Origin of the sequence: Streptomyces sp. NPDC051563 (assembly GCF_044454225.1) — a bacterium.
GTDB lineage: Bacteria > Actinomycetota > Actinomycetes > Streptomycetales > Streptomycetaceae > Streptomyces.
This window is the reverse complement of record NZ_JBITDL010000026.1, coordinates 14,305-27,815: the sequence shown is the minus strand read 5'-3', so window position 1 is coordinate 27,815 and position 13,511 is coordinate 14,305. Positions and strand designations below refer to the sequence as shown.

8 protein-coding genes are annotated in these 13,511 nt (G+C 75.0%); 6 read left to right on the top strand and 2 right to left on the bottom strand.

Going from position 1 to position 13,511, the window contains the following annotated elements; all coding sequences use genetic code 11:
* Nucleotides 1-405: 405 nt before the first annotated feature.
* Both ACIA8F_RS27935 and ACIA8F_RS27930 read left to right on the top strand, forming a co-directional pair.
* Complete coding sequence (locus ACIA8F_RS27935; protein ID WP_399382818.1) at nucleotides 406-1,332, top strand: hypothetical protein; 927 nt, start codon at nucleotides 406-408, stop codon at nucleotides 1,330-1,332.
* A gap of 98 nt (nucleotides 1,333-1,430) precedes the next feature.
* Nucleotides 1,431-6,140: a hypothetical protein gene (locus ACIA8F_RS27930; RefSeq protein ID WP_399382816.1), complete on the top strand. Its 4,710-nt coding sequence runs from the start codon at nucleotides 1,431-1,433 to the stop codon at nucleotides 6,138-6,140.
* Nucleotides 6,141-6,272: 132 nt separating this feature from the next.
* On the opposite strand, the gene ACIA8F_RS27925 is transcribed toward ACIA8F_RS27930, so the two are convergent.
* On the bottom strand, nucleotides 6,273-6,764 hold the full coding sequence (locus ACIA8F_RS27925) for a hypothetical protein (RefSeq protein WP_399382814.1): 492 nt from the start codon (nucleotides 6,762-6,764) through the stop codon (nucleotides 6,273-6,275).
* Between the two features lie 395 nt (nucleotides 6,765-7,159).
* On the opposite strand from ACIA8F_RS27925, the gene ACIA8F_RS27920 reads away from it, so the two are divergent.
* Genes ACIA8F_RS27920 through ACIA8F_RS27905 form a run of 4 tightly spaced genes read left to right on the top strand, consistent with a single transcriptional unit; the run spans nucleotide 7,160 to nucleotide 11,690 of the window.
* Nucleotides 7,160-10,195, top strand: a complete 3,036-nt coding sequence (locus tag ACIA8F_RS27920; protein ID WP_399382934.1) for a nitrate- and nitrite sensing domain-containing protein — start codon at nucleotides 7,160-7,162, stop codon at nucleotides 10,193-10,195.
* On the top strand, nucleotides 10,192-10,629 hold the full coding sequence (locus tag ACIA8F_RS27915; RefSeq protein WP_399382813.1) for a roadblock/LC7 domain-containing protein: 438 nt from the start codon (nucleotides 10,192-10,194) through the stop codon (nucleotides 10,627-10,629). Before ACIA8F_RS27920 ends, ACIA8F_RS27915 begins: the two co-directional genes overlap by 4 nt.
* A 10-nt stretch (nucleotides 10,630-10,639) precedes the next feature.
* The gene (locus ACIA8F_RS27910; protein WP_399382811.1) at nucleotides 10,640-11,086 is read left to right on the top strand and encodes a DUF742 domain-containing protein; all 447 of its coding nucleotides are present in this window, start codon (nucleotides 10,640-10,642) and stop codon (nucleotides 11,084-11,086) included.
* Nucleotides 11,067-11,690, top strand: a complete 624-nt coding sequence (locus ACIA8F_RS27905; protein ID WP_399382810.1) for a GTP-binding protein — start codon at nucleotides 11,067-11,069, stop codon at nucleotides 11,688-11,690. Before ACIA8F_RS27910 ends, ACIA8F_RS27905 begins: the two co-directional genes overlap by 20 nt.
* Nucleotides 11,691-11,882: 192 nt before the next feature.
* Here the strand turns inward: ACIA8F_RS27905 and ACIA8F_RS27900 are convergent, their stop codons facing one another.
* On the bottom strand, nucleotides 11,883-13,271 hold the full coding sequence (locus tag ACIA8F_RS27900) for a serine hydrolase domain-containing protein (RefSeq protein ID WP_399382808.1): 1,389 nt from the start codon (nucleotides 13,269-13,271) through the stop codon (nucleotides 11,883-11,885).
* Nucleotides 13,272-13,511 lie beyond the last annotated feature (240 nt).

The following is a 13,511-nucleotide window of genomic DNA, read 5'->3' as shown; positions in this document are numbered from 1 at the left end:
TGCCGCTAAGCGGCTGAGGCATGCCGGACCTGCCGCCCCGTGGCCTCTGGCGCACAGCGGACCCACCGCTGTGCGGCTGATGCACGCCGGACCCGCCGCTGCGCGGCTGAGGCGTGCCGGATCTGCCGCCCCGCGGCGGCTGGCGCATCTCGGACCTGGCGCTGTGCGGCCGCCGCACGCAGGACGAGCCGCTGCGCGGCTGGCGCACGCCGGATCTGCCGTCCCGCGGCGGCTGGCGCACGCCGGATCTGCCGTCCCGCGGCGGCTGGCGCATCCCGGACCTGGCGCTGCGCGGCCTTCGCACGCCCGACCCGCCGCCCCGCGGCCACCGCACACCCCCGCCGCCCGGCGCACCCGCACCCGCACCCGCACCCACACCACCCGCACCACCGAGGAGACCCACCCGTGAGCGACCACCACGCCGAGCAGCACCCCGCGTGGCGCGAGCCCGAGGTGCACGAGGCTCCGGCTCCGGTCCAGGCAGCCGCACACGCACAGGCCCCGCAGGGAACCGTCACCCCGGCGGACGCCGCGGATGCGGCCCGGCTCGTCGCGTTCGGGCTCCAGCCCAAGCTGCTGCCCGCCCGCGACGCCGAGTACGCGGAACTGCTGCGCCGCTACCGCGAGGAGCCCGCCTTCGCCCGGCTCGCCGACGCCGTCGCCACCGGTCTCGGCCTGGTCGTCCTGGAGGTGTCCTCCCGCGCCGGCATGGCCGTGGCCGCCGGTGAGGACTCCGTCTTCGCCGTCCGCATGGGCGACTACGCCCGCCGCACCACCGCCGAGTCCGCGGACCGCTTCCTGCACGGCCTCGCCCACCTCGCGGTCGCCGCCCTGGCCTTCCCCCGACCCGAGGACCTCGCCGACGACGGCTACATCGGCCGGATCACCGTCAACGGCGTCGACGCCTTCGTCCGGCAGACCTGCCGCCGCCTGGAGGAGCGCGCCGAGGAACTCGGCGAGAACACCGACCCGGCCTCAGACGCCCCAGGCCTGGAGGCCGCCTGGCGGGTCTACGCCCGACGCAGCGCGACCGGCGCCACCAAGGACGCCCGCAGGCTGGCCGGTTCCACCACCGGCATCGTCGGCAAGGCCGCCGCCTTCCTCACCGACTCCGGGTTCCTCCAGCGCACCGGGGACGAGGCCGGAGGCACGTACCGCACCACCCCCCGCTACCAGCTCCAGGTCCGCGACATGGCGGGCAGCGCGGCCATGGCCGAGCTCCTCGACCTCGGCGTCGTCCCCGTCAGCGACGGCTCCGCCAGCCTGCTCCCGCCGCCCGAGGGCGACGACCTGGAGCTCGCCGCCGACGCGGGCCTGCCCTTCCACGCCTAGGGCCCCGCTCCACGCCCAGGGCCCCGCCCGCGACGCCCCGCCACCCGTCCCCGTACGGCCTACGTACGACCTACGAAAGACCACGAGAGTCCGCCGCCATGTACGAGCTGTCCCGGATCCGCCTCTACTCCATCGGGCCCGCCGGCGCGCGCTACGCCGACACCGTGCTCGACCTGCGCGGAGTCGGCCGGCCGGTGCCCCATCCGGCGCCCACCCAGGCGGAGTTCTTCGAGGACGAGCCCACCGGCCCGCCGCGCCGCCCCGCACCCGCCGGCGTGCTCTTCCTGGAGAACGGCGGCGGCAAGTCCGTCCTCCTCAAGCTGATCTTCTCGGTCATGCTGCCCGGCCACCGCAACACCCTGGGCGGCGCCAGCTCCGGCGTCCTGCGCAAGTTCCTGCTGGCCGACGACTGCGGCCACGTGGCGCTGGAATGGCAGCACACCCAGACCGGCGAGTGCGTGGTCGTCGGCAAGGTCAGCGAATGGCGCGGCCGCCAAGTCTCCAACGATCCGCGCAAGTTCGCGGAGGCCTGGTACTCCTTCCGCCCCGGACCGGGCCTCAGTCTGGACAACCTCCCGGTCGCCGAGGCCACTTCGGTGCGCCCGCCGGTGGAGGGCGTCTCCGGCGCCCAGGGCCGTCGCCGCACCATGAAGGGCTTCCGCGACGCCCTGACCGAAGCCGGCAAGGCGTACCCGCACCTCGAGGTCTGCTTCGAGGAGATCCACGACCGCTGGAACGAGCACCTCACCGAGCTCGGCCTCGACCCCGAACTCTTCCGCTACCAGCGCGAGATGAACGCCGACGAGGGCGAGGCCGCCGGCCTCTTCGCGGTCAAGAAGGACTCCGACTTCACCGACCTGCTGCTGCGCGCGGTCACCGACACCCGGGACACCGACGGCCTCGCCGACCTCGTCCACGGCTTCGGCAACAAGCTGGGCCGCCGCGCGGAGCTGATGGCCGAACGCGACTTCACCGCAGGCTCCGTAGAGCTCCTCACGAAGATCGTCGAGGCCGCCGCGGCCCGCTCCCGGCTGCGCGACGTCCACGCCGGCGCCGAACGCCGCACGCGCACCCTCGCCCGGCGCCTGTCCGCCCGCGCCGGTGAGGAGCGCGGCCGGGCCGCCGACCTCGCGCAGCGGGTCACCGGCGCCGCCCACCAGGTCACCGCCGCCGAGTCCGCCCGCGCCCGCAGCGCCGCCGTCTCGGCCGAACTCGCCTACCGGCACGCCTCGCTGGCCCTGACCGTCGCCGACAAGGCCGCCGCCGCGCAGCGCCGCGAACTCCTCGAAGCCCGCACCCTGCACTCCGCCTGGCAGGCCGCCGAGCACGTGCTGCGCCACCGCTCCGCCGCCGACCGCTCCGCCCGGGTCGCCGCCGCGATCCTGGAGGCCGAGCGGGACGCCGCCCCGGCGCTCGCCGCCCGGGCCACCGCCGCCACCGAGCTCGTACGGGCCCTGCACGCCGCCGCCGAACAGGGCGAGCGGGCCGCCAACGAGGAGGAGGAGCGCTCCGCCGTCCTCCAGGAGACCGGCGAGTCCTCCCACCGCGCGGCCACCTCCGCGGCCACCGCCGCCCAGCGGGCCCGCAGCGAGGCCGAGCACCTGCGCGCCCGCCTCGCCGAGGTCCAGCAGGAGACCGCCGAGGCCGTCCGGGCCGGCTGGCTCGACGACTCCGCCCCCGACGCCGACCCGGCCCGCGCCGCCCTGGCCGCCGCCGACGCGGAGAAGACGGCCGTGGCCGCCTGGGACGAGTCCCGCGACGCCGCCCGCGCAGCCGCCGAAGCCGCCCGGGAGGCCGCCGCCGCGGAATCCCGCGCGGAACTCACCGCCGCCCGCGCCGCGGACGCCGCCGACGCGGCCGAGGCCGCCCACGACGCCGAGCACCGGGCCGCCGCCTCCCTCGCCGGCGCCCCGCGCCTGGCGGCCCTCCTGGGAGCCCCCTCGGCCCCCGGCGGCGCGCACGCCTCCCCGGGCCACGGCGCCGGTACGCCGAACGGCGGATCCGGGACCGGGACGGGCACGGCCGGGACCCCCGCCGCCCCGCAGGACCCCGCCACCGGCCCCGCCACCGGCCCCGGCGCCGCCGGCTGGCTCACCGTCGAGGACCTCGACCGGGGCGCCGACGAGCTGCGCGACCTGCTGACCCGCGGGGTCGCGGCCGCCGAACGCCAGCTCTTCGACCTGCGCACCGCCGCTGCCGACGACTCCCGCATCCTCGGCGCCCTCGGCGACGGCGGCCTGCTGCCGCCCGGCCCCGACGTCCTCGCCACCGTCGAGTTCCTCGGCGAGCACGGCATCCCCGCCCTCCCCGGCTGGCGCTACCTCGCCCAGTCCGTGGACCCGGCCGACCACGCCGCCGTCCTCGCCGCCCGCCCCGAGCTCGTCGACGGCGTGGTCATCACCGACCCCGACACCCACTCCCGGGCCCGCGAGGTCCTCTCCGGCGCAGCCCTGCTGCCCCGCTCCACCGTCGCCGTCGGTACCGCCGCGGCCCTGCTGGCGCCTGTTCCCCCGGCCGGCGACGCCGACGGGTCCGGAATCTTCATCGTGCCGCCGAACCCCGCCATGCACGACGAGCACGCCGCCGACGAGGAGCGCCAGGCGCTGCGCGCCCGCGCCACCGCCCGCGACACCGAGATCCGCGAGCTCGCCGCCCGGCTGTCCGGCGACCGCGAGCTCGCCGCCCGGCTGCTGTCCTGGCGCACCGGCTGCCCGCCCGGCCGTCTCGCCGAGCTCGCGGAGCAGGCCGCCGCCGCCCGCTCCTTCGCCGAGGAGACCGACGCCGAGCTCGCGGAGGCCCGTACCGTACGCGCCGAGGCCGACGAGGCCGCCGCCGACGCCTCCCGGGTCCGCGACGAGCGCCAGGACACCGCCCAGCGCGCGCGCCGGGTCGCGGACGCCCTCGCGGGCCTCGCCTACCGGCTCCGCGAGCGCGCCGGCTGGCAGACCAAGCTGCGCGAACTCGCCGACGACGCCGCCGAGTCCGAGGCCCGCGCCGAGGTCTGCCTCGACCGGGCCCGGGCCGCCGACGAGGACCGCCGCGCCGCCCAGCGCGCCGCCGACGACGCCCGCCGCACCGCCCGCGCCCTGCGCGCCGAGCGCGCCGAGATCGCCGGCGCCCCCGATCCGCTGCCCGAGGCCCCCGCGGGGACCGGGGCCAAGGCGCCGCTCCCGGCGCTGCGCGAGGCCTACCGCGCCGCCTCCCAGCTCTACGAGAAGGTAGGCGTCGGCGCCGACCTGCGCTCCGAGCAGGCCCGCGCCGAGAGCGACGAGAGCGTGGCCCTCGCCGAGCTCGACCGCCTCACCAACAAGGTCCGCACCCGCGCCGCCCAGCTCCTCGAAGGCACCGACGGGGCCGACGGCCCCTCCCGGCAGGCCGCCGCCGCCCGCGCCGAAGCCCTCGTACAGATGCTGGAGACCCGCGCCTCCACCGCCAGCGAGCAGCTCGGCCGGCTCCGCGGCGAGGCCGAACGGCACGCCCCCGCCGAGGGCGGGGCGCACACCGAACTGCCCGAGGAGCTGATCCCCGACAACGTCGAGGAGGCCCAGGCCAGGCTCCGTACCGCCACCGCCCAACTCGCCGCCCACACAGCCGCCGTGGAGTCCGCCCGCGCGGCCCACGCCGACCTGCTGCGCGCCCACCGCACCGCCGAGGAGGGCGCGGGCGGCTTCGACGAGACCGCGGCCATGCTCCGCGACCTGCTGCGCGACCACACCCACCCGGAGGACGAGCAGGAGCCGGTGGCCCACCCGGGCAGCCTGGAGGAGGCCCGCCAGTCGGCCACCGAGGCCCGCCGTTCGCTACGGGGCTGCGCCGCCGACCTGTCGGCCGCCGAGGCCGCCGTCCGCGAGGCGAGCGACATCCTGGTCCGGCACGCCAACGCCAACCGCTACGAGCAGGTGCGCACCCCCGCGCGCCAGCAGATCCGCGAACTGCCCGCCTCCGCCCTGCCCGAGCACGCGGCAGCCTGGGCGGTCGCCTTCGCCCCCCGGCTGCGCGTCCTCACCGACGAGCTCGCCCAGCTGGAACGCAACCGCGACAGCATCGTCGACCGGCTGCGCGGCCTCGTGGAGTCGGCCCTGGCCACCCTGCGCTCCGCCCAGCGGCTCTCCCAGCTGCCCGAGGGCCTGGGGGAGTGGTCGGGCCAGGAGTTCCTGCGCATCCGCTTCGAGGAGCCCGACCAGGCCACCCTCACGGAGCGGCTCGGCGAGGTCATCGACGAGGCCACCCGCGCCGCCGTGAAGAAGAACAGCACCGCCTCCTTCGGCGAGGGCCGCCGGGATGGCATGTCGCTGCTGCTGCACGGGGTCCAGGCGGCCCTGGAACCCAAGGGCATCGCGGTGGAGATCCTCAAGCCCGACGCGGTGCTGCGCGCCGAGCGGGTCCCGGTGGGCCAGATGGGCGACGTGTTCTCCGGCGGCCAGCTCCTCACCGCCGCGATCGCCCTGTACTGCACGATGGCGGCGCTGCGCAGCAACGACCGCGGCCGCGACAAGCACCGGCACGCGGGCACGCTCTTCCTCGACAACCCGATCGGGCGCGCGAACGCCACGTACCTGCTGGAACTCCAGCGGGCCGTCTCGGACGCGCTCGGCGTCCAGCTGCTCTACACCACGGGCCTGTTCGACACCACGGCCCTCGCCGAGTTCCCGCTGGTCATCCGCCTGCGCAACGACGCCGACCTGCGCGCGGGGCTCAAGTACATCAGCGTCGAGGAACACCTGCGCCCGGGGCTGCCCCAGCAGTTCACGGAGGGGGAGACGATCCACGGCGAGATCACGGCGACCCGCATGTACCGCCGCAGCTGACCGCCGCAGCTGACCGCCCCTTCCGGCGCCCCTTCCGACGCGCCGCCCGAACGGCTCGGCCCTGGCGGGCCGCGCCTACCGACCCGCCGGACCCCGTCCGGCGGGTGTCGGCTCCGGCGGGCCCGGCCCGCCTCAGCCCCGCCCGGTGCGCGTCGGCGGCGGCCAGATGCCGGTCGCCTCGCCGCGCACCGGTACGCGGGGCGGCAGCGGAGGCGCCGAGCGGGCCTCCCGGCGCGCCCTGCGGCGCTCGCGGCGCCGGTCACGGGCCGTGCTGCTGGGCTCCGAGACGACCCCGTGGCGCTGGTTCCACGCCTGCCGGGTGATCATCACGTCGAGCACGCCCCAGGTGGCCACGATCGTCGCCGCTATCGCTCCCAGCGACAGCGGAAGGGCCAGCCAGGACCCGGTGACCGTCAGGAAGAAGGCGATGGTGGCGGTCGTCAGCGTCACGGCGACGATCAGCACGGCCCGTACGGCGGAGTCGCGCACCGGATCCGGCATGCGGCGCCGTCCGGCCGGCTGGTCCACCCACAGGACCCGCCCCCGCGTGCTCCCGGTCCCCGCGCCGCTGCCGCCGCCTTTGCGGTGGCCGTGTTCTTCGCGGTGTTCCTCGTACTTCTTCACCAGGGTCCCCTCCCCTCCTCGCGGCCGCTCATGCCCGCCCAGAACAGGTAGACGCACGAACGGGCCGAGAGATTCCCGGATCCCGGACGCGACCGGCGCCCCGAAGTATCGCGGAACGAAGAATTCCAGCCATCCATTCCGCTACGGGAACCGAGGCCCCACGGAGTGTCATCTGCCACATATCGGGCCGCACTTCACCGGATCTATCGGACAACTCGTGATCTTCGTCCTGGGGTCAGGCCGAAAACGTCCGGACAGGCCTTCGAAGGTTCACTGTGGCAGTAGTAGGCTCACGCCGTTTAAATGACGGAACACCAACCCCCGGTAACGGGGTTGAGCTGGGGGAGGCTGGGGAGGCCATGCGCTTTCGCGGGAAGTCCATCCGCCGGAAGATCGTGGCGTTGCTCCTTGTGCCGCTCGTCTCCCTGACCGCCCTCTGGGGCTTCGCAACAGTGATCACCGGCCGGCAGGCCGTCCAACTGCTCGGTGTCGCCTACGTCATCGACAAGGTCGGCTACCCGGTCGAGGACGTCGTCCGCGTCATCCAGAAGGAACGCCGCCAGACCCTCGTGGTCATCGGCGACCCCCGCGCCTCCAACGCCACAGCCGAGCTGACCAAGCGGCGCGCGGCCACCGACGCGGAGGTGGAGAAGATCTCCGCCGACGCCAGGGATCCCGAGGTCGTCGACGAACTCACCCCGTCATCGGCCCGGCACCTGAACTCCATCCTCGAAGCCTTCCGCAGCATCGGCGCGCTGCGCGGCGCCGTCGACGGGGGCTCCGTCGACACCAACCAGGCGCTGGAGCTCTACAACCGGCTCGTCGACCCCTGCTACGACTTCCTCATGAACCTCCACGCCCTCCAGGACGTGGAGATGGACAAGCAGGGCCGCGCCCTCGTCGGCGTCACCCGCGCCCGCGAGACGCTCTCCCGCGAGGACGCCCTCGTCGCCGGGGCCCTGGCCGCCCGCAACGTCGGCCAGGCGGACGTCCGGCACGTCTCCGACTTCGTCGCCAACCGCAAGCTGCTCTACGAGTTCAACCTCGCGATCCTCCCGGCCGCCGACCGGCAGCAGTTCGAGCAGTACTGGAACAACCCGGAGAGCCGCTCCCTGCGCGAGGCGGAGGAACGCTTCCTCGTCCAGGGCGCTACCCACAGCCCGCGCAACGTGACAGCCGCCCAGTGGGACGAGGCCACCGGCAAGGTCCTCGAAGACCTCGCCGTCATGGGCACCGCCGCGGGCGACCGGTACCAGAAGCGCGTCGAACCCGTCGCCATGGACGTCCTCGTACAGGCCGCCCTCGCCGGGGTGCTGGGCTTCATCGCCCTCGTTGTCTCCCTCGTGCTGTCGGTGCGCATCGGCCGCGATCTGATCCGCGACCTCTCCCGGCTCCGCAAGGAGGCCCACGAGGTCTCCGGCATCCGCCTCCCGGGCGTGATGCGCCGCCTCGCCGCGGGCGAGCACGTGGACGTGGAGACCGAGGCCCCCCGCCTGGAGTACGAGAAGGACGAGGTCGGCCAGGTCGGCCAGGCCCTCAACTCCCTGCAGCGCGCGGCCATCGAAGCCGCCGTCAAGCAGGCGGAGCTCCGCCGCGGAGTCTCCGAGGTGTTCGTCAACCTGGCCCGCCGCAACCAGGTCCTGCTGCACCGCCAGCTCACCCTGCTCGACACCATGGAGCGGCGCACCGAGGACACCGAGGAGCTCGCCGACCTCTTCCGCCTCGACCACATGACCACTCGCATGCGCCGCCACGCCGAAGGCCTGGTGATCCTCTCCGGCGCCGCGCCCTCCCGCCAGTGGCGCAAGCCCATCCAGCTGATGGACGTCGTACGGGCCGCCGTCGCCGAGGTGGAGGACTACGAGCGCGTCGAGGTGCGCCGCCTGCCGCGCCTGGGCATCGCCGGCCCGGCCGTGGCCGACGTCACCCACCTCATCGCCGAACTCCTGGAGAACGCCACCGTCTTCTCCCCGCCGCACACCGCGGTCCAGGTGCTCGGCGAGCGCGTGGCCAACGGCTTCACCCTGGAGATCCACGACCGCGGCCTCGGCATGACCCCCGAGGCGCTCTTCGACGCGAACCTGCGGCTCACCGACACCTCCGAGTTCGAGCTCTCCGACACCGACCGCCTCGGCCTGTTCGTCGTCAGCCGCCTCGCCCACCGCCACGAGGTCAAGGTCCGGCTCCAGATCAGTCCCTACGGAGGCACCACCGCGGTGGTCTTCCTCCCGGTGGCCCTGCTGACGGAGGCTCCCGAGACCAACGGCAGCGGCATCCGGCTGGCCGGTGGCAGGGGCTCCGGAGGCGCGGTCGGCTCCGCCCGCCCGAAGGCCGTCGCCGAGGGCGCCGCCGACCGCCGGCTCCCGGCCGGCGCCGAACTGCGCGGCCCCGTCGAGCTGGAGGCCCCGATCGGCATGCTGGGCCTGGACGAGCCCGTCCCGGCCCCGGAGGACGTCCCCACGGGCATCACGGGCTCCGCCGGCACCATCGGGCTCACCGGGGTCTCGGGAGCCAAGGGCCGGCCCGCCATGGCCACCCTCGACGACGAGACCCCGCCGAACGGCATCTCGCGCAACTCCCTGCTCGGCCTGCGCCAGACCGGCCGCCCGCACACGGACCGGCACTCCGACCGCGGCGGCGCCCGCAAGGGCGACCGCATCGCGGACCGCATGGGCGAGCGGGCCGCGGACGGCTCCGGCGACCGCTCGGGCCTCTGGAAGGGCGACCGGTCCACCGAGGCCCCCGCCGAGCGGGGCGCCGCCCGGCTCGGCGAGCGCGACTCCGGCCGGGACGCCTTCCGCGACCGCGACCGGAGCCACGACCGGGACCGCGGCCGCGACCGCCGGGACCGCGACCACCGTGAGCGGGAGCCCCTGCCGCCCACCGGCCCGGTCCGCCTGGAGCCGGCGCACGCGGAATCCGTGCGCCCCGACGGCGCCCGCTCGCCCGGCGCCGTCCCGCTGCCGCGCCGCCGCCCGACCCCGACCCTGGTGGCCGAGCACGGCCGCCGCGTGGAGCCCCGCCCCGTCTCGGCGGTCCCCGACCCCGCGCAGGAGGCGCCGGTCCCGAACGGCCCGGCCCACCCGGCGCCGGTCCCGAACGGCCCGGCCCGCCCCGCGACGGCGCCGGCCGGGGCGGCCCTGCCCCGGCGGATCCGCCAGGCCAGCCTGGCGCCCCAGCTCAGGAACGGCCCGGCCCCGGCATCCGCCGAAGCCGCCGCGGACCCGGTGGCCGACCGCGACGCCGAGGACGTGCGCCGCCGCATGTCCTCGCTCCAGCGCGGCTGGACCGCGGGCCGCGACCATCACGCGCGGCAGCAGGCGGAGCAGGCACCGCAGGCCCAGCAGAACGCACCACACCAGTCCGTGACCGAGGCCGGCACCCCTGCCGCCGCCGGTCCCGGATTCGAGAACGAAGGGGACGGTCGATGACCGCACCGCAGTCCGGCAACGACACCAGGGGCCGTGGCTCAAGCCCCCTCAACTGGCTCCTCGACGAGCTGGTCGACCGGGTCGCCAGCATCCGCAAGGCCGTGGTCCTCTCGGGCGACGGCCTGCCCACCGGCAGTTCCAAGGACCTCACCCGGGAGGACAGCGAGCACCTGGCCGCCGTGGCCTCCGGTTTCCACAGCCTCGCCAAGGGCGTCGGCCGCCACTTCGACTCCGGCAGGGTCCGCCAGACCGTGGTCGAGCTCGACGAGGCGTTCCTCTTCGTCATGGCGGCCGGCGACGGAAGCTGCCTGGCCGTGCTCGCCGACGCCGACTCCGACGTGGGCCAGGTCGCGTACGAGATGACCCTCATGGTCAAGCGGGTCGGTGACCACCTGGCGACCGCCCCGCGCACCGGGCTGCCAGCCGGAGGGTGAGTAGGACGGCATGAGCGATCCAGGCCAGGACCACCCCGCCCACCCGTCCGGAGCCACCGCCGGCACGGCGCCCGACGCCGCCGCCGAGCAGTGGTTCGACGACGAAGCGGGTCCCGTGGTGCGTCCGTACGCGATGACCCGCGGCCGGACCAGCCACGCCGGGCAGCACCGCCTCGACCTGATCGCGCTGGTGGTCGCCGAATCCGCGGCCGACGACCCGGTCTGGGACACGACGCTGTCCCCGGAACACGCCGACATCCTCGGGCTCTGCCTGCTCCGCCCGCAGTCCGTGGCGGAGCTCGCGGCCGAACTCGACCTCGCGGTCGGGGTCGTACGCGTCCTGATCGGCGACCTGGTCGACGACGAACTGGTGCACGTGACCCGGCCGGTCCCCCCGGCCGAACTGCCCGACGAATCCATTCTGCGTGAGGTGATCGATGGCCTTCGGGCGCTCTAGCCGCACCGGCGCCATGCATGCCGTGACGCCGGTCGAGCCGCTGACCCTGAAAATCCTGGTCGCGGGCGGTTTCGGGGTGGGCAAGACCACCCTGGTCAGTGCGGTGAGCGAGATCAGACCGCTCCGGACGGAGGAACGCCTCTCCGAACCGGGCCGGACCATCGACGACACCGGGGGAGTGGAGGGCAAGACCACCACCACGGTGGCCATGGACTTCGGGCGCATCACCCTGCGCGAGGACCTGGTGCTGTACCTGTTCGGCACGCCCGGACAGGACCGCTTCTGGTTCCTGTGGGACGAGCTGGCGCAGGGCTCGCTCGGCGCCGTCGTCCTCGCGGACACCCGGCGGCTCTCCGACTGCTTCGCCGCCATCGACTACTTCGAGCGCCGCGAGATCCCCTTCGTGGTCGCCGTGAACTGCTTCGACGGAGCCGAGCAGTACCCCGTGGTGACCGTACGGGAAGCCCTGGACCTCGTCCCCGAGGTGCCGGTGCTGCTGTGCGACGCACGGGACCGGGAGTCGGTGAAGGACGTCCTGGTGGGGGTCGTGGAGCACGCGATGACCCTGGCCAGGGCGCGCCGCGCGAGCCTGACGAGCCCTTAGGGCGCCCTCGGCGCACCGGCGCCTCCCCGCGCACCGGGCCGTGAACATGGAGGCGGCCCGTACCCCCGCCGACTGGGGTACGGGCCGCAGCTCTCATGGGGGGATCCGGGTGTCCCGGTGGCGGTGCGGGACCGTGGAGAGAGTGTGAACCCGCCACCGGGGACCGTCAAGCGTTCGGACAGCGGCCCCTGTTCAGCGCCCGCGGCCGGGGTCGTCGTGGTCGGTGACGGTGGGGTAGGAGACCCCCGAGTAGACCTGGTTGAGGATCGTGGGCAGCAGGGCCATGGCCGCCGCCTTCGCGTCGAGCGAGACCGTCAGGTTCGCCCAGACGACCAGGGTGACGTCGTTGTCCGGGTCGTGGCCCATGAAGGAGTTGAAGCCGGGGAGTTCGCCGCCGTGGAAGTACATCGCGGCCCGCGGGGTGAAGCGCTGGTAGGCGATTCCGTAGCCGTACTGCTGGGCGTCGGGAGCGGCCGGATCCTGAGGCCGGGGGCTGTCCAGCCAGCGCTTCTGGGAGGCGGGGTCGAGGACCTTGCCCGTGACCAGCGCCTTGATCCAGGTGGCCGTGTCGTCCGCCGTCGAGACGGCGCCGCCCGCGGCGGTGGCGTAGGACGCGTTCTGGTGGGTGTAGTCCAGCGGCTTCAGCTTCCCCGAGCGGGCCGCGGCCTGTACGTCGGCGGGGTACGGCTCGTCGGTCATGGCGTGCGCGGAACCGCCGTACAGGTAACCGTGCGCGTACGGCGCGGGCAGCGAGGTGTCGTGGATGCCCGGGAGCGAGGTGCCGGTGAGACCGAGCGGGGTGAACAGCCGGTCCTTGAACTGCTCGGCGAGCGGGCGGCCCCCGGCCTTCTCCGCCACGAGGCCCAACAGCACGTAGTTGGTGTTGTCGTACGCGTACTCCGTCCCGGGGGCGGCGTCCGGCGGGCGGCGGAAGGCGATGTCGAGGACCTCCTGCGGGGTCCACGCCTTGCCCGGGTCCGCGTCGAGGGCCGCCGAGAACTCGGGGGCGTCGGTGTAGTTGTACAGCCCGCTGCGCATCTCCAGCAGCTCGGCGATGGTGATCCCCGCACCGTTGGGCACCCCCGGCACGTAGGCGGACACCGGGTCGGTGAGACGGACCTTGCCGTCCTGGACGAGGAGCTGGATCAGCGCCGAGGTCATGGTCTTGGTGTTGGAGGCGATCCTGAAGTGGTCTGCGGTCGTGGGGGGCCGGTCCTTGCCGAGCTCCGCCGTGCCCGTGAGGACGCGGAAGGTGCCCTGCGGGGTGCGGAGCAGCACCACCGCGCCCGGTATCAGCAGCTTCTTCGCCGCCGCGTCGACGGCCGACCGCAGCGTGGCCGGATCGATGGGCTTGAGGGCCGGCCCGGGCGTGGGAGCGGACGGTCCTGGTACGGGATCGGCCGCGACGGTCGCTGCGGCAGCAGACGCCCCGGGAGCCGCCAGGGGCACCCCGCAGACCACGATGAGCAGGGCCACCCCGGGGGCGAGCACGCCGGACCGGACCCTGCCGAGGCGGGGGCGAAGGGGGCCGTGCGTGGGGGCGGTATCGGCCGGCGTCGCGTCGGCGCGGAAGGTTCTCATGCCGGATCACACCTCGGGCTCGGAGCTCGGCGGTCGGGTACCGCGGCGAGCGAGAACGAGGAACGAGCAGCACGGGCAGGCCGCAGCACAGCGAAAGGACACCAGATAGTGAGCAATGTCCTAGTTTAGCAGTGGTGTCCCACCGGCAGGACGGGGACCCGGAGCCGGCGGCCGTCCCCGCAGCGTTGCGGGGACGGCCGCTGCCCGGGGACACCTCCTCGGGGCCGGGCAGCCCCCGGA

Excerpts from the sequence above, each read along its gene's own strand:
- ACIA8F_RS27930 (WP_399382816.1), top strand. The coding sequence starts at position 1,431 with ATGTACGAGCTGTCCCGGATCCGCCTCTACTCCATCGGGCCCGCCGGC.
- ACIA8F_RS27915 (WP_399382813.1), top strand. The coding sequence starts at position 10,192 with ATGACCGCACCGCAGTCCGGCAACGACACCAGGGGCCGTGGCTCAAGC.
- ACIA8F_RS27910 (WP_399382811.1), top strand. The coding sequence starts at position 10,640 with ATGAGCGATCCAGGCCAGGACCACCCCGCCCACCCGTCCGGAGCCACC.
- ACIA8F_RS27905 (WP_399382810.1), top strand. The coding sequence starts at position 11,067 with ATGGCCTTCGGGCGCTCTAGCCGCACCGGCGCCATGCATGCCGTGACG.
- ACIA8F_RS27900 (WP_399382808.1), bottom strand. The coding sequence starts at position 13,271 with ATGAGAACCTTCCGCGCCGACGCGACGCCGGCCGATACCGCCCCCACG.